This is a genomic window from Brevibacillus sp. NRS-1366 (assembly GCF_050467985.1).
This window is the reverse complement of the sequence record NZ_JBITPN010000017.1, coordinates 224,958-250,419: the sequence shown is the minus strand read 5'-3', so window position 1 is coordinate 250,419 and position 25,462 is coordinate 224,958. Positions and strand designations below refer to the sequence as shown.

Below are 25,462 nucleotides of genomic sequence, written 5' to 3'. Positions count from 1 at the left end.
GAAGAAAAACTCCTGTGAAACTAATAGAGTTAGCCCCACAGGAGATCGGTTCTTGCTGTCGTTATTAGATTGGGAGAAGCTCTACGCTTTGTTTGCCTTCCAGCTCTGCCACCATGTCGAGCCATGCCTGCGGCTTTTGTGGAAGAACGGCATAATAACGCTTGAGGAAGGTCACAATCAGATCGGCTTCCAGCGTCGTTTGCTCTTCGTTGGTCGGCATGAAGCCAAGGTCGAGACCGGAAACAGCTTCCCCGTCATTTTGCCAGGAAGGGTGGACATACACAAAATTCGTACGCTTATAGCCCAAATGAGACAAGACTTCGCGTCGAACAAAGGGATCCATCGGCTTGATGCCGCCAAAGCCATGCTCTTCCACGCGGTAAGGGTCGTAGATTTCAGCAAACATGCCGTACAGCTCTTTGCCATTTTCGGCAGCAAGTGCGAGTAGATCCTTTTGACGTTCTCTAGCCAGAAAACGCCCTACGCCCAACCCTTCTCTTCCGATGATCGTAAAGTCCGTCATCGCTACATTCATGTCCATATAATAACGATATTCGGTAGCTCCGACTACTTCTCCTTCATGGACAGCGACAAAAACGCGGATACCCGGATCCTCCAGCGGTTCCTTCCAAAGATCGTAATCGAGTACTTCTTCTGGCGGAAATACTTCTTGCATCAGGCGGTGCATCTTGGCAAAAAGCGGATTGTCAATATGTTGAATGCGTACGAATTCCATAAATAACGTCCTCCTACTGTATAAAAAAATGATTGTAAATCTGACTATTCATGCCCGTGAAACGGATTTATCCACTCCATCAGCGTCGCGTAGTTGCGTGACTCCTCGTCCTCCAAATAATCGGCTACGACTTGGACAGGTGTGCGTCCACAGCGCATCAGAAAGGTAATCACCGGGTCTTTGACCGCACCTGCAATAACCTGCTCCAAGTATTTCTGGGGCGTCCATGAGTCAGCATAGCGGCCATAGCCGGGCATCCGCCCACCACCAAGCAATCGCTTCAAGCCTTTTTGCACCACCAGCTCGTACATGGCTTGCATCATCAATTGGCCCAATCCGAGCTTGCGATGACTGGGGCGAATGCAAATGTCCACGATATACAGCGTATCTCCGTTTGGATCATGGTTCTGGATGTAGCCATTGTCTGTTACATCTTCCCATTTATGCTCTGGATGGGCGGGGTCGAAGGAGACGAGCAGTCCAGTCATCGAACCAGCCAGCACACCGTCCACTTCTACGCAAATCGCCCCTTCTGGAAAAAGTGTGACGTGATTGGTCAACTGCTCCTGGTTCCACCAAAGCTCGGAAGGAAACGGGGGTGGAAAGCTCTGCGCCTGTATCTGGATCAGCTCGAAAAAGTCAGAACGCGAATAGTTGCGAATGACCGCCTTGCGGGGCTTGTCTCCTTCAAACACATACAACTCTTTGCGGTACATGGCCATCCTCCTGTCTACCGAAAATCACGGCTCCTACTTCCAATCGGTATACAGATCGGTTCGGCGGTCGCGCCAGGTAGTAACGGAGCCTTTTTCACGTACATCGTAGAGCAATTGGATGTCCAAATCTGCCGTCACCAGCATGTCGTTGTTGATTTCTCCCTCTGCCAAAATACCGCCTGGCGGGAAGGGAATATCATTTGGAGTCAGAATAGCTGCTTGTCCAAAATTCGCACGCATGAAATCAACCGTCGGTAAGGAGCCCACCGTACCTGTCAAGACGACGTATACCTGGTTTTCAATTGTCCGCGCATGACTTGTATAGCGGACACGATGGAAAGCATGGCGGTCGTCTGTGCAGGATGGGCAGAAAATGACATCAGCCCCACGCGCTTTGGCAATCCGCACCCACTCTGGGAATTCTATATCGTAGCAAATAATCATCGCTACTTTTCCCTTGTCTGTTTCAAAAATTTGCAGCGAATCACCAGCGCCCATATTCCAGCCCTTTACTTCCCATGGCGTGATATGGATCTTTTTTTGCTGACCTACTCGACCATCCGGGTAAAACAGAAAAGCGGTGTTATACAGCTTTCCATTTTCTTCGATAATGTGGGTCCCGCCAATTAGATGCATCTCATATTTGGCAGCAAGAGAAGTGAACAGATTCACGTATTGTTCGGTGAAGGAAGGCAAGGCCGTGATTGGCAAGGCATTGCCATGCTCGTCTCCAATGGACATTAACTGTGTGGTGAACAGCTCCGGAAACAAGAGAAATTCCGTGTCGTACTCCTGAGCGTTTTTCACATAATGCTCTACCTGCTGGGCAAAATCTTCAAAGCTATGTATGGTGTGCAGATGATACTGCACAGCGGAAACACGCATTTTCATGATAAATCTTCCCTTCCTCTTTACTATTACTAAAATATATCAAAAATGATCAACAAAGTCTTCCATCTAATACGAAAAAGTCACCCACCGCGGTAGATGGGCGACTTGGTTTCACTGAACAGCTTTACTCGCTATTTGCACAGCTGTCTTGTACAAAAGCTCTGTGCCAAGGGCGATGTCCTCAAATGTAGAATATTCCTGTGGATTGTGGCTGATCCCGTCCTTGCAGCGCACAAAGATCATCCCGTAATCACATACGTAGGATAATGCCAGGGCATCGTGAAAAGGACCGCTCATCAGCTCTCGTGGGTTAATCCCCAGCTCCTTACTTTGCTCATGTAATATAGCTTTGATCCAATCTGCACAATACCGCGGATCGCTGTTGGTATCCTCTGTGATCGTATAGCCGAGACCGCCCTCCATCGCTACTTGCTCGATCACTTCGCGCAGAGCCTGTTCCCGTGCGTCCCGGCGAGCCAGGTCAATATCGCGCACATCTACTGAAAACCGCACTCGTTCTGGAATAATGTTCCTCGAATCAGGAAACACCTCCAAATGCCCTACCGTACCGACAGTCGGGGCTGACGGATCAAGCTTTGCCAGTTCATTCACCGCTGTAATTACTTTGGCTGCACCTAACAAGGCATCTTTTCGCATGTTCATCGGGACTGATCCTGCGTGACCCGCAAAGCCTGTCAACTCCACTGTCCACCACAACGGTCCGGAAATGGCGGAGACGATCCCGATCGACTCTTCGGCATTGTCTAGAATTGGCCCCTGCTCGATATGCAGCTCCAGATAAGCTCCGATGCTACCTTCCACATATCGGGACTCCTCCAAACGATCGGGATCACATCCAAACTCGATGAGTGCTTGCCTTCGAGAGACGCCATTCTTGTCTGTCCGTTCCAGATCTTCTGGTTGGATGCGTCCCAGAATTCCCCATGAGCCAAACAACCCTTTTTGGAAGCGACACCCCTCCTCGTCGCAAAACGCAACGACCTCGATCGGCTGATGTGGCACCACACCCTGCTCTTTCATCGTCTGGACCGCTTCCAACCCACCGAGCACACCGATCACTCCATCGAAGCGTCCGCCGTACGGCTGGGAATCAATATGGGAGCCAATCATCAGAACTGGTGCATCATCGTCTGCCCCTGCCAATCTGCCAATCAGGTTGCCAAAGTTATCCATCTTCGTTTGCAGCCCTGCCTCTTCCATCCAGCTACGAACCAGCTCCACGCCAGCGCGATCCTCCTGTGACAACGCCAGACGGCAAACACCGGTTTCCCCTATTTCTCCGATTTGGGACAATTGTTCGATTCGTTTTTGCAGCCGCTGTTCGTTTATCGTCAGAGTCCTGGCCTTTAAATTCATACCTGCAAGACCTCCTCGTCTTGGATTTGATAGACTAGCTCTCCATCAATCATGGTCATCTCTACTTTGCGTTCTTTGATTTGCTCAATCGGTGTATCCAAGATGTTGCCATCGAGTACCACTAGATCAGCCAATTTCCCCGGCTCGATACTTCCTTTTATCCCCTCCTCAAAACTGGCGTACGCTCCGTTCCAGGTAAACATCCGAACCGCTTCCATCACACTCACCCTCTGGTTGTCACCTACCGCCTTACCTGACTTGCTCCTGCGATTGACTGCCGCATGAATCCCGATCAACGGGTTAAAATCGGTGACAGGACTATCCGATGCCCCTGCAGAAATGATGTGATGGTCGAACTGATCCCGCGCTGGAAACATATGTCCCACGCGCTCCCCGATATTTTTCACGTACGAATCTCCGTGATCGTAAATAAAAGCAGGATTAGGGATCGGGACAACACCGAGGCGAGCCATTCTTCCCAGCAAATCAGGTGCCGACACGCCAGCGTGCTCGATTCGGTGACGGTGGTTTTCACGCGGATGTGCTTCCAGAGCCGCTTCAAAGCAATTCAATAGCATTTCGATGGCACGATCTCCCTGGGCATGAGCAGTAATTTGAAATCCTTTTGCATGTGCATCTCCCAAAATGGTATTCAACTCGTCCTGCTCGTAGTAAAGAATTCCGTAATCATCCGGCTTGCTTGTGAACGGCTCGCGCATCGCCATCGTCGGTGCGATACTTGCCCCGTCCGTAAAAACTTTGGCCGGACCGATGCGAAAACGGTTATCCCCTGTGCCTGTCACCAGCCCGGCATCAATCATCTTGCGCACAAAATCCTCGGATTGGTTCAATGCGCAGATCATCGCGTAGATTCGTACCTTTACGCCACCTTCTTGCACAACTTTTTGCATCGCCCGATAGTTTTCCGGTCCATACCCACCCGCATCGTGGACACTCGTGATTCCCGCTGCTACAAAATCTTCGGATGCCATGCACAGTCCCTTTTTGTATTCCGCTTCAGTGAAAGCAGCCAATTCAAACATTTTCATGTGGGCCGTTTCCACGAGAAAGCCGGTCAAAGCCCCGCTCTCATCTCGATCTATTCGCCCTCCCTGCGGATCAGGCGTATCGCGGTCATACTGGGCGATCTCCATAGCGCGGCTGTTGACCACTGAATGATGAGAGCATGTCCTCATGACAAAAATCGGATGGTCCGTTGAGATGTCATCCAATTCTGCGAGCGTCGGATAACGCTTTTCCATCATGAGATTCTCATCAAAGCCGCACGCCCGCACCCATTCTCCTGGAGGCGTTTTGCTCGCTTGCTCTTTTAGCGCATCAAGAAGCTCGCTGACCGACTGAATTCCCCTCGCTTTGCAATCGACCCCCAGCTTGTTCGTGCCATAAATGGTGATGTGCAAATGAGCGTCAATAAAACCAGGCAAAAGACTTTTTCCCTGCAGGTCGATGACTTTCGTACCTGTCTGTATGTGGCGTTTGATCTCCTCGGTCGTTCCTACTGCAAGAATCTGATTCCCTTTTACGGCTACTGCCTCCATGATCCGATTGTCTGCATCCACCGTCACCACTTGTCCATTGAGAAACACTGTATCTGCCATGTCATTTCCTCCTCTTTGGTTTTAGGATCGGTTTATGTGTTAAAGCGTTGGTGTTCCTTCTGTCTTGGCCCCGTGCGGATTTAATACGGGAATACTTCTTGTGACAAACGTAACTCCGAACATCACTACCATATTGACGATCAAAGCAACAACTCCGATATTGAGATCCTTGATGATGGGTGGCCAATTCGGAAGCATCGTCGCAATGGTTATTTTGGAAATGGTTACATAAGCAACCACCGTTACCCCGCTCAAAATTCCCGCAAACGCTCCGTACTTATTTACCCAAGGTTGCTTTTTCAAACTGAACAAGAGAGCGGGAAACAATTGCGTGACCAAGCTGTATCCCATCAACAGCAGGGTGACCAGCGTATCTCCGCCGCTGAGCGTAAAATACAAGGAAATGAGCGATATAGCCGGAACAAGCCATTTGGCTATTCGTGCGATTTGCGCTTCGTTTGCATGAGGAGCCATTACTTTGTAGACATTTTTGGCCAAGAGAGTAGCACCCGTCATCAACAGCATGGAGCCTGGCACCAGAGCTGTCAGCAAGCCTGCTGCGCCGATAATACCGACAATCCATGGATCAAACGTTTGGAGCGACAACCTGAGCAGCGAGAGATCCCCCTCCGCTCCTTTTAGTCCCGGCACCTGCAAGATGGCCGTGAAGCCCACAAAAAATACAAACAAGAGCATCAATGTGTACAAGGGCAACATTACTGTATTTTTGCGGAAAACGTTTGCATTTTTCGCGGAAAAGACAGACCCGAACGTGTGCGGCCACATGTAGAACCCAAATACGGTAATCAATACCGTCGAAATATACCAGGAGATGCTAAGCCCCTCTTTAGGGAAAGTCAAAAATCCCGGATTCGCTGCTTGCACAGCTTCAAACATCGGCTGAATCCCCCCGTAGTAATGAAAAGGAAGGTAGAGTCCGAGGAAGACGACGACAAAAAAGATCATGATGTCTTTTATCGCCGCAGTCCATGCAGAGCCGTGAATTCCCGAGATCATGACGTAGATCGTCACAGCGATAACCCCGATCCAGACCGCTGCAGCAGGCGATATAGAACCATATGAAGCTTCGGACACAATGATGCCCAAGCCTTTGAATTGCAACACGAGGTACGGAATAATGGCAATGACTCCGACCGCTGCGACCAAAATACCTAATACCGGACTTTTGTATTTACTGACAAAGAAATCAGATTGGGAGACGAGCTTGTTTTCTTTTGCATAACGCCAGATGGGAGGGAGCAGCCAATAGGAGATTACATACGCAAGTGAAATGTACGAGAGAACGTAATAGGCGGGAGCGCCTTTGGAGTACGCCCATCCGCTTCCCCCAAGAAAAGTAAACGTCGTGTAGATTTCACCAGCCACCAACAGAAAGATAAAGATGGAGCCAAAACCTCTGCCACCGACAGTCCACTGCTCCATGTTCATGTCCTTCCCTCTTTGGGCGCGAATCCCCGAGTAAAAAGACAACAAAAGGAAGGCAAAAATGATCAATAAGGCGATATTCATGAGTTCTCCTCCTCCCTAGCAGCCGGATCCAGTTTGTTCAGGACCGCCATAATTACAGAGGTCAGTACCACCCACAACACGATCCAAAACAAGACAAAAGGCATCCCGAGTACGTACGGCTCCACTCGGTTTACAAAAGGTATTCCTCCCAGCATTCCAATGAACGGCACTGCCCCAAGCCAATCTCTAGCTTTCATGCAAATCCCCCTGTATGCGCGATTTGTCCCATTGCCCCAATACGCACTGGACATGTAAGCTAAGATTATCTAAAAATTCAATTTTCTCCTTTGTCCGGTTTGCCAGAAAATAGGACGCCGTTTTGTACAAGTAGATAAAATCATCGAACAACGGGGGGATTCGATTGATAACGGTACGTGAATTGATTGAGGTCGGAGGCTTTGATGAGGCGGCGGTTCTTGCAGGGGAAGCGTTCCTAGAAAAAGAACTGCTAGGCGTGACTTCCTTTGACTCCCCAGATGGCCATAAGTGGCTGCGACCGGGCGAATTTGTTCTCACAACAGGCTTTCCTTTTATCACGCACAAAGAATCGAGCGAATCCGGGCTGATCAAACTGATTGATGATCTGGCAGAAGTCGGAACACCCGGACTTGCGATCAAGCTTGGGCGATACATCGAATCGCTTCCTCCCAAAGTCATCACTCATGCGCTGAAGAGGCAAATGCCGATTCTTTCCTTTCCAATGGAAAAGGCCTGGTCGGATGTCATCGTTCCAGTCGTTCGTTACATTAATAACAAGCAACGGATGGAGCTCGATCAAACCCATGCGATTTACGAACGTTTTCATCGACACTTAACTGCTGGTGATCCTGTTTCGAATCTCGTCCATGTGCTTCATGATGTCCTCCAATCCCCTATCTCCATTTATGTACCGACCTTGAAGTGGAATTGGAATTCCTCCCCTGTAGTACGCGAGGATGAAGCTTTTCTATTCGTGGACAAGCAGGTAGGTCAACACGCCCCCAAATGGATGTTGAATCAACCACTCGCTCGAACCACGAACGGTGTTTTCGTGCGCTGGCTTCTTCACGATCAGAGAGTACAAGGGGCCATTATTTTGAGACAAGTACATCGAGACTTATACGCTTGGGAGAAAGTCGCTATTGAGCAAAGTGCAGCTTTGTTGTCACTTGAAATGGAACGCCAACGCACTGTGAGCGAGACGTATCAGCGCTTTCGCAATGATTTTTTGCAACTACTCGTCTGCGGGGAGTATGAATCCCGCCACATGTTGATTCGGAAAGCAGAAGAGGTAGGCTGGGAGCTTGCTGAACATTACATTGCTGTAGTCATGAGTGCAGGGCCGCATGCGAGTCCAGATGTGGAGACTTGGAACGAAAACCTTCGTCTGCTCGAAACGATTCGCCGCATACTCTCTACAGAGGATCAGCCCATCCTATTTGGGTTGGACCAACATAACCGGATCCTCTTGCTTATTCCTGCCACCGAAAATGACGAATCGGCAGCAAAAGAATTTCTTACCGATCTAATGACAACTGTCGCCTCGCAAAGGCCACATCCCGTGTATCTCGGGGTAGGTCGCCTCCACCATAGCTTGGAAGGCATTGGACAAAGCTACCATGAGGCGCAAATTAGTTTTCGTTCTGCGACTTACGCCATCGGCTTACCGAATGCCCCTCTACTCCATATGAAAGGTTTCAACGAGCTGGGGCTGGAGCGAATCCTTTTCGCAGATCAACCCGGCGCTGAAGCTCATGCCCTAGCAAAAGAATGCCTCGGCAAAATTACGCAGTACGACAAAGAGAAAAACGGACAATTGCTCCATACCCTCCAAATCTTTTTGCAAGTAAATGGAAATCATGTAGAGGCAGCTAATCTGCTGTTTGTACACAAAAATACGATCAAGTATCGACTGCAATTGATCCGCGATTTGACTGGGCTTCATCCGGAGAATGGGCAAGACCAATTGATGCTGCGCATAGCAATGACTGTACATTCCTTTGGGTATCAGGCATGATATTGGTATAATGACTGGGAACGTCATGTAGGAGGAACGAGCATGGATGAGTGGTTGAACAAGCGGGTAAAAACAATAGACAGACCAAAAAAACGCGGCATCGTCGAATATATGGATGACCAGTACATCGTGGTTTACTTCACGATCCCGAGAAAAGAGCGTGTCATCTTTTCGAGCAAAGAGTCGTTCCTCGCCAAAGTGGAACTGATTGAAGAAACAAAAGCATAGTCACCCCACAAGGAAAAGCCCTTGGCGCTCGCTGTTTTCAGCGTTGCCAAGGGCTTTTGCCTAACGAAAAGTTTCTTACGCGTAGTGTTCTTCACGCAGCTTTTTGATTTCATCGCTATCCAAGTACTCGTCATAAGTCATCATTTTATCAATGATTCCTTTTGGCGTGAACTCGATGATGCGGTTAGCGATCGTTTGCACGAACTGATGGTCATGGGAGACGAATAACAAAGTCCCGTCAAAATCAATCAAGCCGTTGTTCAGGGCAGTGATGGATTCCAAATCCAAGTGGTTCGTTGGTTCGTCCATGATCAGCACGTTTGCGCTAGCCAGCATCATTTTGGACAGCATGCAGCGTACTTTTTCTCCCCCGGACAATACGTTCGCCTTTTTCAGGGCCTCATCGCCGGAGAACAGCATACGACCGAGGAATCCACGGATGAACGTCTCGTCTTGATCTTTGGAGTATTGACGCAGCCAGTCTACCAAGCTGAGCTCCGAATCGAAATACTCAGCGTTGTCTTTCGGGAAATAAGCCTGGGAAGTCGTAACTCCCCATTCAAACGAACCATTGTCAGGCTGTACTTCGCCCGTTACAACTTGGAAGAACGTAGTTTTTGCCAGCTCATTCGGTCCGACAAATGCCACTTTATCTCCTTTGTTGATGGTGATGTGAAGGTTTTCAAACAGCTTTTCGCCCTCGATCGTTTTGCTCAAAGCTTCGGTTGCCAACAGATTTTTGCCAGCTTCCCGCTCTGGTTTGAAATTAATAAACGGATACTTGCGGCTGGAAGGACGAATGTCATCCAGTGTAATTTTATCCAGCAATTTTTTCCGAGAAGTAGCCTGCTTCGATTTGGAAGCATTAGCAGAGAAACGAGCAATAAACTCTTGCAGTTCCTTCATTTTCTCTTCTTTTTTCTTATTCTGATCACGAACCATTTTCAGTGCCAATTGGCTGGACTCGTACCAGAAGTCGTAGTTACCCACATACATTTGGATCTTACCGAAGTCGATATCGGCGATGTGCGTGCACACTTTGTTGAGGAAGTGACGGTCATGGGAAACGACGATAACGGTGTTCTCATAATCTGCCAGGAAGTTTTCCAACCAACGAATCGACTCGATGTCCAAGTGGTTGGTCGGCTCATCCAGAAGCAAGATGTGCGGATTGCCAAATAGCGCTTGAGCCAAGAGAACGCGAACCTTTTCCGTACCAGAGAGGTCCTTCATGAGCTTGTCATGCAGATCTGTAGGAATTCCCAGTCCGATCAACAGGCTCGCTGCATCTGCCTCAGCCATCCAACCATTCAGTTCCTCGAACTCTCCTTCGAGCTCAGAAGCACGATTCCCATCCGCTTCGGAGAAATCCTCTTTCATGTAAAGAGCGGTTTTCTCTTCCATGATCTCATACAGACGCTTATGACCCATAATGACTGTTTTCAACACTTCGAAATCATCGAATTCAAAGTGGTTTTGCTTTAATACAGCGATACGCTCGCCTGGTGTCACAGAAACGTGACCACTCGTCGGATCGATCTCTCCGGAGAGGATCTTCACGAATGTAGACTTCCCTGCACCATTCGCACCGATGAGGCCGTAACAGTTACCAGGGGTAAACTTAATGGATACATCTTCAAACAGTGCGCGTTTGCCGTAGCGCAGCGTCACGTTCTGAGTACTTATCATCGTCGCAATACCTGCCTTTTTTGAATCGTTCAAACACTTATCTTACCAGAGAAATCCCCATTTTGCAAAAGTATACGAAGAAATATAGAAAGCACTCCATTCGGGAAAGCTACCATATGAACTTCCATCCGCATAGAAAGAGGTAGAGACGATGTCCAAGAAAAATGGTGTAAAAAACGAAATGGGCAACAAGGAAAACCCTTCGCAAACAAGGTCTTCCACAACAGTGGGGAAAGAAGAGACTCGATCCAAACAGCGCGGAGAGTAATGCTTGAAAGGTCAAACAGCGAAGAACCGGTCTATACTGGAGACAGACCGGTTCTTTTTCATTTGCTCTTTTACACACTGACTTGCAGCGGAATAAACGTAGGGGCTGGCGTTACGGGCGGCTGCGACTCCACGAAAAAAGACAGGTTGTTCAAGGTCACATAAACAATTGCCCCCTCGATCAAGGCCAGTTCTGCAAAGCGCTGCCGACTCATCTCGGCTTCAAAAACCTCATCCGTATCCAACCGTTTTAAATCAAGCCGAACAATTGGGCCGAGTAAAGAAATACGACTGATTTGAGCCTGAACAGCATGGGTGGAGTGGTCCTTAGGCAGCTCCGGTGAAATTTCCACATCGTGTGGTCTCATGTAACCGACAGCGGGAAGCTCGACAGCTTTGTTTTCCCACTCTGTTTCAAACTCCGCTGCCCCCAGCTTGATCTTGCCATCATGAATTCGACCACGAAACAGATTGACACGCCCCAAGAAGCTGTAGACGAAAGGATTCGCCGGATGGTGATAAATCTCTTCGGGCGAGCCCACCTGCTCCACTTTCCCCTCATTCATCACAACGACTTGGTCAGCGAGCTCCATCGACTCTTCTTGGTCATGTGTGACAAACAAAATGGTCAATCCGAGCTTTCCGTGCAAATGGCGCAGCCACCGGCGAAGCTCCTGCCTTACCTTGGTATCCAGCGCTCCGAATGGTTCGTCAAGCAGCAAAAATTTAGGCTCCACAGCCAGAGCGCGCGCCAAGGCGACACGCTGACGTTGCCCACCGGAGAGCTGTGACGGGTACCGGTGCGCTAGTCCCTCGAGCTGAACGAGCTTCAGTAAAGAGTGCACCTTTTCCCGAATCTCTTCTTTGCCTGGTCTTGTTTTTCGAGAGCGTACCGTCAGACCGAAGGCGATATTATCAAAAATGTTCATGTGCCGAAAAAGGGCATAGTGCTGAAAGACAAATCCTACACGTCGCTCTCTTACATCCCGGTTGGTATTGTCCTCCCCATTGAACAAGATTCTCCCTTCTTCCGGCTGCTCTAACCCTGCAATTAGACGGAGCAATGTCGTCTTGCCGGAGCCAGACGGTCCCAAGAGAGCTACCAGCTCCCCTTCAGGGATATGCAGGCTGACATTTTTCAAAGCAGTAAAGCTCTTATACGATTTGCTAATGTTCTCAACCTCGATACTCATCCGGCTCTCTCTCCTGACACGTCAAAGTGATTTTCTTCTTCCACGACTGACTGCCGCTCAGTTTTCCATTCGATGAGGCTTTTCACGATCAATGTTACCAATGCGAGTGCAGCAAGTAAGGTTGCTACCGCAAAAGCAGCGGCAAATTGATACTCGTTGTACAAGATCTCTACGTGCAGCGGCAGCGTATTGGTCATGCCCCGAATGTGCCCGGAGACGACTGACACAGCTCCGAACTCTCCCATGGCTCTGGCGTTGCATAAAATCACTCCGTACAAAAGTCCCCACTTTACGTTGGGCAGAGTCACGCGTAAAAATGTTTTCCACCCACTAGCTCCAAGTGAAACAGCCGCTTCCTCCTCGTCCTTTCCTTGGGCCTCCATCACGGGGATTAATTCGCGTGCAACGAACGGGAATGTGACAAACGTAGTCGCCAGCACGATACCAGGTACTGCGAAAATGATCTTGATATCATGCAAGTCAAGCCACGGCCCTGCAATCCCCTGACTGCCGAACAAAAGGACAAAGATTAGGCCGGCGATGACTGGAGAAACCGCAAAAGGCAAATCGATTAATGTGAGCAGCACATTTTTCCCGCGGAACGAGAATTTTGCGATCGCCCAGGCCGCTGCAATGCCAAACGTCACATTGAGTGGAACACTGATCGCCGCGACGAGCAGAGTCAGCTTGACGGCCGAGAGTGTCTCAGCATCTGCAATCGAGTCAAGAAATACTGCGGCTCCTTGCTTGAATGCTTCCGTGAAGACGGCAATCAGGGGCAGAATGAGAAACAGAGCGAGGAACAGCATAGCCACACCAATCAGTATCCAGCGCACATAGGCCGGTTCCGTCAAATGCTTCACTAGTGGCACCTCCTATCTGGCGGCATCGAATTTATTGATTCTCCACTGCAAGTAATTGATGATCAGCAGCATGATAAAGGAGGCAACTAGCATGACGGTGGCGATCGCTGTCGCTCCTGCATAGTCAAATTGCTCCAGCTTTGTCATGATCAATAGCGGTACAATCTCCGTCTTGAGCGGCATGTTCCCGGAAATGAAGACGACAGAGCCGTACTCCCCCAATGCTCTGGCAAAAGCGAGTGCAAAACCGGTAATGACTGCGGGCAGCAAATGGGGCAAAATGACGCGGGTAAACGTATTCCAACGGGTAGCGCCGAGTGTAGCTGCGGCTTCCTCCATTTGCAAATCCCAATCCTGCAAAACGGGCTGTACAGTCCGAACGACGAACGGTAATCCAATAAACGTCAGTGCTACCCAGATTCCCAGCGGCGTGTAGGCAACTTTTATCCCCCATTCTGCCAAATATTGTCCGATCCAGCCGTTTTCTGCATAGATGGACGTTAAAGCGATACCTCCTACGGCAGTCGGCAAGGCAAACGGCAGATCAACAATCCCATCGATAATTCGTTTTCCAAAAAACTGATACCGCGCCAGGACCCATGCCACCAAAACACCAAACACTGCATTCACACAAGCCGCGAAAAAGGATGACACGATGCTGACACGAATGGAGGCGAGTACGCGGGAATCCAGGATGGTTCCAATGAACTGTTCCCAGCTCATGGTTGTTGCCTTTAAAAAGAGTACGGACAGAGGGATTAAAACCAGAAGACTCAGATAAATGATCGTATAGCCCATGGTCATGCCAAAGCCCGGCAAGAACCCTCTGTTTCGCAATGTTTTTCTCATGGAGATAACTCCTCTGATGGGGGAATGGTTGATTAAGGTTTATAAAGCTGGTCAAAGACACCTTGATCGGAAAAGTGAACCTTTTGAGCTGTTGCCCAGCCACCGAACAACTCGTCAATCGTAAACAGCTTGATTTCGGGAAAAGCTGGCGTATGGGCTTTTAACACTTCTTCTGAACGTGGCCGATAGTAATGATTCGCGGCAATTTCTTGCCCCTTTTTCGTGTACAGGAATTGTAGGTATGCCTCGGCTACTTCCCTCGTTTTATGCTTATCTGCATATTTGTCGACGAGTGTTACAGGAGGTTCCGCTAAAATGCTGACGGATGGATTCACGATCTCAAATTTGTCTTTGCCCAGCTCGTTGACTGCCAGATAAGCTTCATTTTCCCACGCGATTAAGACATCCCCGATGCCGCGCTCCACAAAGGTTGTCGTCGATCCACGTGCACCAGAGTCCAGAACAGGGACGTTTTTAAACAGGCTGGTGACAAATTCCTTTGCTTTTGTTTCATCCCCCTTGTTTTTTTGCAACGCATAGCCCCATGCGGCTAGGTAATTCCAACGTGCTCCACCAGATGTTTTTGGGTTTGGCGTAATGACTGAAACGCCAGGCTTAATCAGATCATCCCAGTCTTTGATTTGCTTTGGATTCCCTTTTCGAACAAGGAATACAATCGTGGAGGTATACGGCGAGCTGTTGTCTGGAAGCTTCTTTTGCCAATCTGTCGATATCAATCCTCGCTCTGCGATAGCGTCAATATCGTACGCCAAGGCGAGTGTAACTACATCGGCTTCTAATCCGTCGATAACCGATCGAGACTGTTTACCCGATCCCCCATGCGACTGCTTGATGTTCAAATTTTGATCCGTTTTTTGTTTCCACTCGAGGGCAAATTCCTTGTTCACATCTTGATAAAATTCCCGAGTCGGGTCGTAGGACACATTCAGCAGATCCAATGTAGGACTTGATTCCGAAGATTTACTGTCCCCTTCTGTTGCTGCCGAGCACCCCCCAATAGATGCAGCCAACACAATCATTCCCAGTCGTTTCAGAATCGTTTGGACCATACTGGATGTCATGTTCATACGGATTTCTTCACTCCTTTTAATCTATAGTAATTTAATCGGATTAGTTTGATATCTTGAATTATACATTCCTTTTCATCCCTGTCAACGACATTTCCATCTACCGTATGCCCAAAAGGTAGGCTAGGTTCTGCTGACAACCGCCTATTCGAAAAAAATTGGGCAGTTTCGCTAGGTGTCAAAAAAGAAAAAAAGTGGTCAGTTAAATGACCACTTTCCTTGGGACGCAAAGTAAAACCTATTTATCTGAACTCATATCCGCTATCGGCAGGTAACGAACGCGAAAGCACAACAGCTGGCAGATCTGTTGCCACCATACGGCCTTCGATAGCGTAGCTGACAGGAGAATTTTTTGCCAAATAGTCCCTGATCGCCTGATGTTGAGTAGTAGTGAGAACCTTCGTATCCTTTACATTTTTAATCTTATAAACCATATCCGGTGTTTCACCTTCACGTTGGAAAGAAACCACCTTGTACTCGCGATCCATCTCGATCGGTTTGCCATCAATCGTAATTTTAGTAACACGTTTGCCTTTTGGATTTTCGGCTACCCCTTCTACTTTTATACCTGAGAAACGGACGACCCAGACGAGAGCCTTTGGTCTAAAGGAAAGCTCCAATTCATCTTCCATCCAATCCCAGATTTGCTTTCCTGTCACAATACCCTCTTTTAGCTTTGAATCAATAGGCAGCATGTTCGTCAAATGTTCTTCGGTAATCGGTCCGGGTAAAATGGGAGGGCTAAACCGATACCCTTGAGAAATTGCCAAATCAGCTTGAACGGCTTCGCGCATTGCGTCTGTAATCATGTTATCCATCGGTGTTTCCAAAACGGAATAACGATATAGTGGCGTAGCTGTCGCACCAATTTTTTTCTCCAGATACGATATGTACGGTTTGCGTACTTTATCAACGATCCTCGTCATGCTCGGATCTGCCGGGTAAATGTCAGGGCTCACTTCAATCATTTGGTAGTTGTAATCTTTTACTTTTCCATCCTCAATCACCAGATCAACCTTGCCTACAAAAGATCCAAAGGACCCCGGCTCTACGACTGGAGCGTACTTTCCTACAAGCGGCTCGCGTACCCGTTCATGGGTATCTGCACCCAAAATGAAATCTATTCCTTCGCAAGCGGCATTGTTGGATAAATCAACTTGAGCTGGGAGTCCGAGGTGAGAAAGCAGCAAGACAACGTCGCATTTCTCTTGATTACGCAAAATGTCTACATATTTCGCTACTGTTTCTTCTGGCATGCTAAACTTCAAGCCTTCTGTAAAAGACAATGGTTGTCTAACTTTTACAAATGGATCTGTATAACCGACGTAACCGATCTTCAAGCCGTTAACCATCTGTGTGAAATACGGTGCGATGACATGTTCATTCGTCGATTCCGTAATCATATTTGCACAGATTGGCATCGAGGTCAGCTTGTCCATCAACACGCGAAATTGATCAGGGCCACTTTGCTCTTCCCAGTTGCCAGGCATAAACACATCGTAACGAAGATGGTTCAGAATGGGGATCAACGCTTCTCCTTTACTTAAGGTAGTTACAGCGCTTCCGTGGAAACAGTCTCCGCAATCTACGGCAATCGTACGTCCGGGATTTTCCGCGCGTACTCTTTCAAAGAGGGTATAGATGCGGTCATATCCGCCAGCCATGCGGAAAACAGGCTGATTATTTTCCCAGAAAAACTCCGGATGCGTTAAGTACTGGGAGTGGATATCGCACGTTTCTAGGATCGTGAGTGTCCGGACTTTATCCCTTTTGACGACGTCGGCGTTCATCATTTTTTTGAACTCATTCTCCGTATTATTGCTGTTTGCCAACACGGGGATAATCGGCATTCCCATTCCCATCATTAAGCTGCCAACACCGATCTTTTTCATTAACTCCCGACGAGACAATTTTTTCTCGTTACTTTGGTGATTTTGATCTCCGCATAGATTACACATCGCAGATTCTCTCCTCCTCTTTATATTTTAAATTTATGCATTATTTCTTGCAGTTCTTCCGCCAGTTTGGACAAGGAAGAAGCGGATGCTGCAATCTCTTCCATCGACGCTAATTGCTCCTCTGCTATTGATGCAATATTTTCTGACCCCGCTGCCGTATCCTTTGCCATTTTGGACAACTCTTCGACAGAGGCTGACACTTGCTCTGTACCAGCAGAGATTTCCTCGGAAGAAGCCGACACTTCTTCTGTTTGCACCGTAACCTTTTCGATGGATTTAACAATTCGCTCGAACGATTCTCCCGCATCGTGAATCACTTTCATGCCCTCTGTTACTTCCTTCGTTTCTTTTGCCATACCATCCATGATTTGAGCGGTATTGAGCTGAATCTCTTGGACCAGGCCGATAATCTGATCAGCTGACTTTCGTGATTCTTCCGCCAATTTTCTCACTTCGTCCGCAACGACAGCGAAGCCTTTGCCATGCTCTCCAGCACGAGCTGCTTCAATGGCTGCATTTAATGCCAACAAATTCGTTTGATCGCTGATCTGAGTGATCACTTCAATTATGGCTTCGATTTCTTTAGAACGTTGGTTTAATTGATGGGCAAGTAACGTGGAAGCCGCGACTGATTGATTGATCACATTCATTTGTTGGATCGCGCTCTGAATGGCTTCATTTCCTTGTTTTGCTTCACTAGCTGATTCCAAAGAGGTTTCCGAAACGATCGCGGTGGATTTTGCAATATGCTGGAATCCAGAGGCCACTTCCTCCATCCCTTTGGCGCTTTCTTCTCCTACTTGAGCGGCGTTTGTAGCCCCATTCGCCATTTCCTGAATTGTCAGTGCTACCTGATTGGTTGCAGTCGTTACCTGTTCGGTACTCGCCATTAGCTCTTCCGCTGAAGAAGCTACCTGTTCGGAACTGGCGTTGACCTGTGTAAGCAGTACACGCAAACTATCTTTCATTTGATTAAATGAAGCAGCCAAATCGCCGGTTTCGTCCTGATTTTTCACATGAATATCCGCAATCGTCAGATCTCCAGCAGCAATCTGCTTCGCTTTATCATTTAATATAACGATTGGTTTGGAGATGGTTCTGGCGATGAAGAGTCCCACCAGAATAGAGAGGATGACCATCCCAACACTTAACCAGAGCACAAAATTGGTAATCAATGATACTTGACTGTCTACGTCCGCTTTTGCCACTTCCATCATCTTCTGCTGCTCATCAGCAATCGTATTGGCTAGCATACGGATATTCCGACCTAATGCATTCGCTTCATTCTTGTTCGTTTCAAGGGCTTCCGCTAATTTATTTTCTTGAACCAAAGTAACCACTTTATTAATCTTGGTAGCAAAATCCTGATTCGACTTTGCAAGTACGCTAAGTCGTTCTTTTTGCTCGGGAACTACCATCAGCTGTTCCAATTGATTGATCCGGTCGAGGATCTCTTTCGATGAGGACGCCAACGTTTCCAAGTTCACTTTTTCTTGGTTGAGCAGATATCCCCGAATTGCTGCGTTTTGCAGAGCTACGAGTCCTTCCATATCCTGAGCGTAAAGTAAGATTGTTGTTTGACGGTCAAGCAAATCCGTATAGGCATCCCTCATTTTGAAGATTTGTGAGTATGAAACGCCGCTGACCAGGCCAAACAAGATAGATAAAAGCAAAAATATACTTATTAATTTTTTGCTGATTGAAAACCGCATGAGATCACCTTTTATACAGTTTGTTTTTACGACCAAAAATTCCGAAAACAAAAAAAGCACTGCTCGATTTGGAAATAGACAAAATGTATAAACAGACACTCCCCTCTTTTTTTCTCTCCTATTCTCCAGTTATCCCTCCCGCTCGTCTTTTCAGGTTATTTTTTTCCAGTCATTCAACCATTTCCCTTATGTCATGAAAAGTAAACCAGCTTAATTCACAAAAATGAAAAAAGGAAACCAGTCTACTCCGGCAAATACCGAAACAGACTGGCTGAATGGACCTTCTACTACTCACGCACATGCTGCCACAGGTTCCACGCAAACAGCAAGATACCCACACCGAGTCCCAACGACCCGATGATGGTCCCTACTACAAAAGACTCTGTCTGGGTCAAAATCATCAAGAACAAGCTGCCTTGCATGACCGGCAAACTGATATTGTGCAGCCAAAAATGCCAGGTGGCCATCGGAGTCTTTGCCGTTTGCGGATATGCTCGATAAATAAGTCCAATAATCGCAAGCGAGACCCATCCTGCCAAATTGAGGTGTGCGTGCACAGAAGCATAGGCAAACGCTTTTGTAATCCCCATCACAATTCCCAAAATGATCGCAATCACGAAGTAAACGGCTGCAATTTTTAAGAAACGAGCGGCCATAACATTCACCTCCTTTCTGTTCCCTATTTTATGACTATTTGCCTACAGCTCTCGTAAGTACAAAAAAAACGGACTGTCTGATCGACAATCCGTTATGATATTCATTTTTCAGTCCCCGAATTATCGCATATACCGTTCTGTTTCCTCCACAGCCCAGGCTAAACAGACAGTTCGAATAATTATTTACCTATTCAAGGACGTATTCATCCAGTACGTGATTTCGGTAAATATGCGGAAGAATCTGCTCGATTCCAAAGATAAGCTCCTGTTTATCTTCTTCTTTTAATCGTTTCATTGGTAACATATGGGTTAGTTGATGAATGAGCCTACATAGAGCAGTTGCATCAGGAATTTCCAAAGTAACAGCCACATCATTATTTCCTACAAAAACAAGATCCCAATTATCTTTCTCATTATCGAGGTAAACGTCATTGACGACCATTTTCTCTGTAATCATGATAAACCTCCGGCTCGTCTATTTTACTGCTGATCTTATTCTTTTCAATAACATGGAGTAGCTATCCTCTGGTCGATTAGCTCGCCACTGAGGGCATATGCGTTAGCTTGTTGTAAGACCCGGTCCAGGATCATTCGTGAAATCAACAGGTTTTCCATAGGTCGGCGCAGGAATTTCCGAGCTGTATGTCAGTTTTTCCACTTGATGACTTAAATCCATCAGATGTCCATTAAGTTGGTGAAATAGGTCAAGGATCTGTTCCTCTTGCTGGTAAGTTTTCAGGGATTGATAGGCCGTCATGTTCATCTCTTGCTGCTCTGAGGTCGAGGCTTTCTCAAACTGTTCTTTGGATGTCCCTACTGAAGATCGGTATGTGTTTACAAGAGGGCCTTGTGCTTGTTCCATATCAGAAGTTAACGTATGCAAGTCTTGTCGAACTTTTGCCAGTTGCTTTCGGACTAATTGGAACTGATCCGTGTCTCCATTTCCAGAAAGGTCGATAACTTTGGATGCAATTCCTTGAATCGATTGCGTCACATTCTGTATTTGATTGGAAAACACGTGATTTTCCGTGGACATTTGCAGCCTTTGAACGGACTGTTTCAAATAACCAAGTACTTCATTTATTTGCTGATTTTGCATGATGTTCACCCCTTGTCAAAAATATGTAAACTACAAAATCCTGGCTCATACCGTCCCCATAAGAGGAGTTGTATTAAATTAACCATCTTATTATTGCCTGAGAACGTATTCCGTATGATGCAAAAATCAAGCGAGGGGAGAATATCCCGGTATAAATGTACCTGGATTTTAAAACATTACTCATAAAGGAGGGATTGAGATGACTCAATTCGATGTTGGTTTGATTCACAGGCTTGCTGACCAAATGGAAGGTCTTGCCTTTACTATCAAAAAACATGTAAACTCCCCAGATGAGCTGAGCGAAGACATAAAACAGATGACCAGTATCCTTAACAGTTTTCAAACGCTAACCAAAGCTAGTGAAAATAGTGGAACCCATCCAATTGCAAAGGAGAACGACGTTAGATAGGAAATTTTTTTGAAGGACAATTATGCTGGCGATTGCCCACGCAGATTCTCTACCCGCCGGAGAAGGAGTCATCAGTGCTTGTGTGAACGATTGCAGGACAGGCTGTAGATCAAGAACTGGCAATTTGGTCGTTCGCCCTCTGCCTTGCTCAAATATTCTGCCTTCATGTCAACGCCAGTTCCCTTCCATCCGTAATCTATCCGCTGTTCTTCCATTTGAGTTATGATGGAGGATAAGAGGAGTGATAAATCTTGATTACTGTATATGTGAAGCGACCACACGAAGAACCATTCTCCACGGAAATTGCAGATACGGACGGTTTGACCGATTTGGTGGATGGTGATTTTGAAATCGTTGCAGATGACCACCTCGATGGAATCTCTCTGGTAGTGAACGAGGATGCACGAGGCGTGCAAGCAAACAATTTCCCGATCACATCAGAAGGGTATCTGGACTGGGTCTACGGACCGTGTGTGTTCGTCAAAGCAGACGGCCATTCGTTGTCAGAGGAAAATATTCATCGGATCAACCAGTTTTTAGCAGCAAAAGTATAGTCTATACGAAAAAAAGACCCCTACGATCATCTCGGTGCATTTCACAGCGCACGTAAAATGATTGTGGGGTCTTCTTTACATATGCTCGAAATAAATCCTATCCTTTGATTCCGCTGCTGCCAAAACCGCCAGCGCCACGCTCTGTTTCATCGAGCTCTTCAACAACCTCGAACTGGGCAATAGGCACCATTCCAATAACCCCTTGCGCAATCCGGTCTCCTTTTTTGATCAGGTAGCTGTGGGCATCCACTTCTTGATCGACGGTGATTTCTTTTTCGCTCGCATCCAGGCAAACATTGCCCTTTTTATGTGCGGGGAAGCGAATATTGTCAATCAAAACGCATACTTCTCCACGATATCCGGCATCAACAGTTCCAGGAGCATTGGAGAGGCGGAGCTTGGTTTTCGCACCAATGCCTGAGCGTGGTCGAACCTGCAATTCGAATCCTTCTGGCAACGCAAAAGCCAAGCCTGTCGGGATTTTAGCAGACTCTCCGGGTGCAATCAGGGTGTCCTCAACCGCTACGAGATCAAAACCGGCATCCATGGCGCGCGCGTACTTCGGGATGACGGCATCGTCATGCAGTTTTTTAATTTTCACCTGTGCTAACAGGCGTTCATTCGTCATGTTCATGTGAAGTCTCTCCTCTATCTGGCCTTACATTCTCACTTAGTGTACAAGAACGCCTCTTTTCCAGCAAGGCTCCCGTCTCTGCACCGCTTTTGCCCAGGCTTGTTTTTCATAGAAAGCTCACAATTCCCTCTCATTTCCTACACTTTTCACGAGCATTTATGATATAATCACCGTTGCATCTAAATTTCATATAGGTTAAAGAAAGGGTGAATTGTACATTGCAAGTACAAAAGCCATATCGCATCTTGTTATTTTATAAGTATACCCCTTTGGACGATTACGAGGAGTATGCAGAGAAGCATCTGCAGTATTGCAAGGACAACGGACTTTTAGGACGGATTGTCGTTGCTCCGGAAGGCATCAATGGAACGGTATCCGGTACAATTGAACAAACGGATGCTTACATGGAATATGTAAGACAAGACCCGCGTTTTGCTGACATGTGGTTTAAAATAGATGAGTCACAAGAGCATGCTTTTAAAAAAATGTTCGTCCGTGCTAAAAAAGAATTGGTTACCTGGCGTTTGGAAAATGACGTGGATCCAAATGAGAAAACCGGTAAATACCTGAATCCAAAAGAGTTTTACGAAATGATGCAGCAAGATGTTGTTGTCATTCTCGACGGACGCAACTACTACGAATACGACTTGGGTCATTTCCGTGGTGCAATCCGTCCAGAAGTAGATTCGTCCCGCGAATTCCCTGAATGGATTCGTGAAAACATGAGCCAGTTTAAAGATAAGAAAGTTCTCACCTACTGCACAGGCGGCATTCGCTGCGAAAAGCTGACAGGTGTTCTGATGGATCAAGGTTTCGAAAACGTCTACCAGCTTCATGGTGGAATCGTAACGTACGGAAAAGATCCTGAGGTGCAAGGACGTCTCTGGGATGGCAAATGCTATGTGTTTGATGAACGTATTTCGGTTCCAATCAACCATACCGAGGAAGACGTGGTAATCGGACGCTGCCACTACTGCGGCAAGGCAGAAGACCGCTACGTAAACTGCGCCAACCCATTCTGCAACAAACAGCATTTCTGTTGTCCTGAGTGTGAACAGACATACAAGCGCTCTTGTTCCGATGAATGCCGCGAGCACCCACGCAACCGCTTTGTTGAAGCAGAAGAAAAAGCGAAGCTGCAGGCTACTGGAGAAAAAGCGTAACATCCGTGAAACTGACAAGCTGATTCCGATTGTGGAGTCAGCTTGTTTTTTTGTTGCTCGCGAACCTGTCTATATTTGGCAAAAGAACTTTCCTGCATGGTAAAATGAAAATAATCACAACCATATGAAAAAGGTGGAGTCCGATGGCCCCGAATCATGAAGCAAGTATTCTTGAATGGCAATCTGCAATGGACAAAGGAACCATAACTGCGCGTGAGCTCACCCTCTTTTTTATAAAACGGATTGCGGCTTTTGATAAACAAGGTCTTGTCATTAATGCAATCAGTGAAATCAACCCTGATGCCTTGCACATCGCGGAATCTCTGGACCGTGAACGGGCGGTGTCAGGCAGCCGTGGACCGCTTCATGGAATTCCTGTTCTCATCAAAGACAACATTGCGACGCGTGACAAAATGCATACCAGCGCAGGCTCACTCGCTCTTGCCGACTCCTACGCATCGGCAGATTCTAGCGTCGCGGCTCGTTTACGCGAAGCAGGTGCTGTCATTTTAGGCAAGACCAATTTGTCAGAATGGGCCAACTTCATGTCTAATCACATGCCCAGCGGGTATAGCTCACGTGGCGGACAGGTACGAAGCCCCTACGCCCCAGGTGAATTTGATGTAGGTGGCTCCAGCTCTGGCTCTGGAGCTGCTGTGGCAGCAGGCTTTGCTGTTGTTGCTGTCGGGACCGAAACATCTGGCTCTATACTGGATCCATCTGTGTGCAACTCGCTAGTCGGCATCAAGCCAACGGTCGGTCTGATCAGCCGCAGTGGGATCATTCCGATCTCCAACAGTCAGGATACAGCTGGTCCTATGGCACGAACCGTTGAGGATGCAGCCATTTTACTAGGAGTACTCGCAGGTGTTGATGCACGCGATCCCGCTACCGCGAAAAGTGAAGGGCTTGCTCACGACAATTATTTGCCCTTCCTCGATGCGAATGGGCTTCGCGGTGTCCGTATCGGGGTCGTCCGTTCCCTTTTTCAGGATGAATGCTCACAGGAAGAGCTGCACTTGTATGAAGCTGCCATCGAGGCATTCAAAAATGCAGGCGCTACGGTTATCGATTCAGTCACAATTCCATCAGAGAACGCCCAATGGGACAGTTATGTTTTACTGCATGAATTTAAAGCCGGAGTTAATGCCTATCTCCAAACTTTGCCCGCTTCCTATCCCATCCGTACCTTAAAAGACGTCATTGCTTTTAACCGCAAGCATGAAGGCCTGGCACTACGCTACGGACAAAGTCTACTGGAAGAGGCGGAGAAAACAAGTGGCACGCTGACAGAGCCGGAGTATCTCATGAATCGCTTGTACGATATTGAAATGTCACAGAACAATGGTATTGACGCAGTCATAAACGGTCATGAACTGGATGCGCTGTTGTTTCCCGGTTGTACCGGCGATAATATTGCTGCGAGAGCCGGATATCCATCCATTACCGTTCCCGCAGGCTATACCGCTGTTGGCAAACCATTTGGGATCATGCTGACCGGACTAGCATTCCAGGAGCATGTACTGATTCGCCTTGCATACGCCTACGAGCAAGCCAGTCGTTTGCGTGTGGCACCAGAGATGTCCTTATAAAATTTCGGTCACTGCAAAAAACGCATGGCCCGATTGGGAACCATGCGTTTTTCGTTTTGACCTTACATCGTTTTCTCTTCCAGCTCTGCTTTTCCTAATCGGTCTTGGAACATCTGGCCTAATTGACCAATATCGACTTCCCATTTGTCATCCTTGTAATAAACGGTAGCTTTTGTTTCGCCCTTTTTACCCACAATGCGAATGCTTGCTGTCTTCACTTCGTAACTGCCATCAGGTTGAAACGTGACATCCGCATCTTTCAGTTCTCCGTTCAACACAGGGGTAATTGTTTTATCAACCACTTCTTGCGTAGCCACAGCCGCTTGGCGGCCCATTTGGATGACTTCTTCAGGACTGAATTGAAAAAACAGCACGAGAACGACACCAATTACAACGGCCAGTGAAATGATTCGAATCAAGCTCCGCACCACCCATTGGGCTAGCAAGATCACGATAATGATACATATCACGACCGGCCAATAATCTTTCACCAGTTGAAGCACTTGCTCCACGGTCATCACTCCTTCGCTACCAGTCTCGCCAAAAAATAAGGAGACCTAATCATGCTATAATTAGGAATAGCCTTTTTTACATAAAAAAACCTAGTTTTGCCAAGCTTTTTTCGTAGGCCAGAGCCTCAGTT

Annotated in this window: 25 protein-coding genes; 6 read left to right on the top strand and 19 right to left on the bottom strand. The window is 47.4% G+C overall.

What is annotated here, in order from left to right; all coding sequences use genetic code 11:
- Positions 1-64: 64 nt before the first annotated feature.
- The 7 genes from ACIFQN_RS10310 to ACIFQN_RS10280 all read right to left on the bottom strand — a co-directional run bounded on the left by ACIFQN_RS10310 (position 65) and on the right by ACIFQN_RS10280 (position 7,066).
- The gene (locus tag ACIFQN_RS10310; protein ID WP_429832936.1) at positions 65-736 is read right to left on the bottom strand and encodes a GNAT family N-acetyltransferase; all 672 of its coding nucleotides are present in this window, start codon (positions 734-736) and stop codon (positions 65-67) included.
- Positions 737-780: 44 nt separating this feature from the next.
- On the bottom strand, positions 781-1,452 hold the full coding sequence (locus ACIFQN_RS10305) for a GNAT family N-acetyltransferase (RefSeq protein WP_429832935.1): 672 nt from the start codon (positions 1,450-1,452) through the stop codon (positions 781-783).
- A gap of 33 nt (positions 1,453-1,485) precedes the next feature.
- Positions 1,486-2,343, bottom strand: coding sequence for a carbon-nitrogen hydrolase family protein (locus tag ACIFQN_RS10300; protein ID WP_429832934.1), 858 nt, complete (start codon positions 2,341-2,343; stop codon positions 1,486-1,488).
- A gap of 111 nt (positions 2,344-2,454) precedes the next feature.
- Positions 2,455-3,720 carry a M20 family metallo-hydrolase gene (locus tag ACIFQN_RS10295; RefSeq protein ID WP_429832933.1) on the bottom strand — a complete coding sequence of 422 codons (1,266 nt, stop codon included), beginning with the start codon at positions 3,718-3,720 and terminating at the stop codon, positions 2,455-2,457.
- Positions 3,717-5,339, bottom strand: coding sequence for an amidohydrolase (locus ACIFQN_RS10290; RefSeq protein WP_429832932.1), 1,623 nt, complete (start codon positions 5,337-5,339; stop codon positions 3,717-3,719). Before ACIFQN_RS10290 ends, ACIFQN_RS10295 begins: the two co-directional genes overlap by 4 nt.
- 39 nt (positions 5,340-5,378) lie before the next feature.
- Positions 5,379-6,869, bottom strand: a complete 1,491-nt coding sequence (locus ACIFQN_RS10285; RefSeq protein WP_429832931.1) for a sodium:solute symporter family protein — start codon at positions 6,867-6,869, stop codon at positions 5,379-5,381.
- Entirely contained in the window at positions 6,866-7,066 is a 201-nt protein-coding gene (locus tag ACIFQN_RS10280) for a DUF3311 domain-containing protein (RefSeq protein ID WP_429832930.1), read from the bottom strand. Before ACIFQN_RS10280 ends, ACIFQN_RS10285 begins: the two co-directional genes overlap by 4 nt.
- A 164-nt stretch (positions 7,067-7,230) precedes the next feature.
- On the opposite strand from ACIFQN_RS10280, the gene ACIFQN_RS10275 reads away from it, so the two are divergent.
- On the top strand, positions 7,231-8,865 hold the full coding sequence (locus tag ACIFQN_RS10275) for a PucR family transcriptional regulator (RefSeq protein ID WP_429832929.1): 1,635 nt from the start codon (positions 7,231-7,233) through the stop codon (positions 8,863-8,865).
- A 42-nt stretch (positions 8,866-8,907) separates the two neighbouring features.
- On the top strand, positions 8,908-9,093 hold the full coding sequence (locus ACIFQN_RS10270) for a hypothetical protein (protein WP_429832928.1): 186 nt from the start codon (positions 8,908-8,910) through the stop codon (positions 9,091-9,093).
- A 75-nt stretch (positions 9,094-9,168) separates the two neighbouring features.
- Here ACIFQN_RS10270 and ACIFQN_RS10265 read toward each other — a convergent pair whose 3' ends face one another.
- The 10 genes from ACIFQN_RS10265 to ACIFQN_RS10220 form a co-directional block, all read right to left on the bottom strand.
- Positions 9,169-10,782: an ABC-F family ATP-binding cassette domain-containing protein gene (locus ACIFQN_RS10265; protein WP_429832927.1), complete on the bottom strand. Its 1,614-nt coding sequence runs from the start codon at positions 10,780-10,782 to the stop codon at positions 9,169-9,171.
- Between the two features lie 338 nt (positions 10,783-11,120).
- Complete coding sequence (locus ACIFQN_RS10260) at positions 11,121-12,242, bottom strand: sulfate/molybdate ABC transporter ATP-binding protein (RefSeq protein ID WP_429832926.1); 1,122 nt, start codon at positions 12,240-12,242, stop codon at positions 11,121-11,123.
- Entirely contained in the window at positions 12,239-13,105 is an 867-nt protein-coding gene (gene cysW / locus ACIFQN_RS10255) for a sulfate ABC transporter permease subunit CysW (RefSeq protein ID WP_429832925.1), read from the bottom strand. Before cysW ends, ACIFQN_RS10260 begins: the two co-directional genes overlap by 4 nt.
- Before the next feature lie 12 nt (positions 13,106-13,117).
- Positions 13,118-13,954, bottom strand: a complete 837-nt coding sequence (gene cysT / locus ACIFQN_RS10250) for a sulfate ABC transporter permease subunit CysT (protein ID WP_429832924.1) — start codon at positions 13,952-13,954, stop codon at positions 13,118-13,120.
- Between the two features lie 32 nt (positions 13,955-13,986).
- Complete coding sequence (locus ACIFQN_RS10245; protein WP_429833206.1) at positions 13,987-15,036, bottom strand: sulfate ABC transporter substrate-binding protein; 1,050 nt, start codon at positions 15,034-15,036, stop codon at positions 13,987-13,989.
- Between the two features lie 248 nt (positions 15,037-15,284).
- Positions 15,285-17,000, bottom strand: a complete 1,716-nt coding sequence (locus ACIFQN_RS10240; RefSeq protein ID WP_429832923.1) for a bifunctional metallophosphatase/5'-nucleotidase — start codon at positions 16,998-17,000, stop codon at positions 15,285-15,287.
- Between the two features lie 20 nt (positions 17,001-17,020).
- Positions 17,021-18,712 (bottom strand): methyl-accepting chemotaxis protein, encoded by a 1,692-nt coding sequence (locus ACIFQN_RS10235; RefSeq protein ID WP_429832922.1) that lies wholly within the window; start codon positions 18,710-18,712, stop codon positions 17,021-17,023.
- A 287-nt stretch (positions 18,713-18,999) separates the two neighbouring features.
- The gene (locus ACIFQN_RS10230; RefSeq protein ID WP_429832921.1) at positions 19,000-19,368 is read right to left on the bottom strand and encodes a cytochrome-c oxidase; all 369 of its coding nucleotides are present in this window, start codon (positions 19,366-19,368) and stop codon (positions 19,000-19,002) included.
- A 187-nt stretch (positions 19,369-19,555) separates the two neighbouring features.
- A complete protein-coding gene (locus ACIFQN_RS10225; protein WP_429832920.1) occupies positions 19,556-19,825 on the bottom strand; it encodes a hypothetical protein in 270 nt (89 codons plus the stop codon).
- A 102-nt stretch (positions 19,826-19,927) separates the two neighbouring features.
- Positions 19,928-20,467: a hypothetical protein gene (locus ACIFQN_RS10220; protein ID WP_429832919.1), complete on the bottom strand. Its 540-nt coding sequence runs from the start codon at positions 20,465-20,467 to the stop codon at positions 19,928-19,930.
- A gap of 199 nt (positions 20,468-20,666) precedes the next feature.
- Between ACIFQN_RS10220 and ACIFQN_RS10215 the strand changes: the two genes are divergently transcribed.
- Both ACIFQN_RS10215 and ACIFQN_RS10210 read left to right on the top strand, forming a co-directional pair.
- Positions 20,667-20,876: a hypothetical protein gene (locus tag ACIFQN_RS10215; RefSeq protein WP_429832918.1), complete on the top strand. Its 210-nt coding sequence runs from the start codon at positions 20,667-20,669 to the stop codon at positions 20,874-20,876.
- Positions 20,877-21,127: 251 nt separating this feature from the next.
- Positions 21,128-21,430 (top strand): DUF3846 domain-containing protein, encoded by a 303-nt coding sequence (locus tag ACIFQN_RS10210; protein ID WP_429832917.1) that lies wholly within the window; start codon positions 21,128-21,130, stop codon positions 21,428-21,430.
- A 97-nt stretch (positions 21,431-21,527) separates the two neighbouring features.
- Here ACIFQN_RS10210 and dut read toward each other — a convergent pair whose 3' ends face one another.
- Complete coding sequence (gene dut / locus ACIFQN_RS10205) at positions 21,528-22,064, bottom strand: dUTP diphosphatase (RefSeq protein WP_429832916.1); 537 nt, start codon at positions 22,062-22,064, stop codon at positions 21,528-21,530.
- A 218-nt stretch (positions 22,065-22,282) separates the two neighbouring features.
- On the opposite strand from dut, the gene ACIFQN_RS10200 reads away from it, so the two are divergent.
- Both ACIFQN_RS10200 and ACIFQN_RS10195 read left to right on the top strand, forming a co-directional pair.
- Entirely contained in the window at positions 22,283-23,227 is a 945-nt protein-coding gene (locus tag ACIFQN_RS10200; protein ID WP_429832915.1) for a rhodanese-related sulfurtransferase, read from the top strand.
- A gap of 143 nt (positions 23,228-23,370) precedes the next feature.
- A complete protein-coding gene (locus ACIFQN_RS10195; protein WP_429832914.1) occupies positions 23,371-24,819 on the top strand; it encodes an amidase family protein in 1,449 nt (482 codons plus the stop codon).
- Between the two features lie 62 nt (positions 24,820-24,881).
- On the opposite strand, the gene ACIFQN_RS10190 is transcribed toward ACIFQN_RS10195, so the two are convergent.
- Positions 24,882-25,337, bottom strand: a complete 456-nt coding sequence (locus tag ACIFQN_RS10190; protein ID WP_429832913.1) for a hypothetical protein — start codon at positions 25,335-25,337, stop codon at positions 24,882-24,884.
- Between the last annotated feature and the right edge of the window lie 125 nt (positions 25,338-25,462).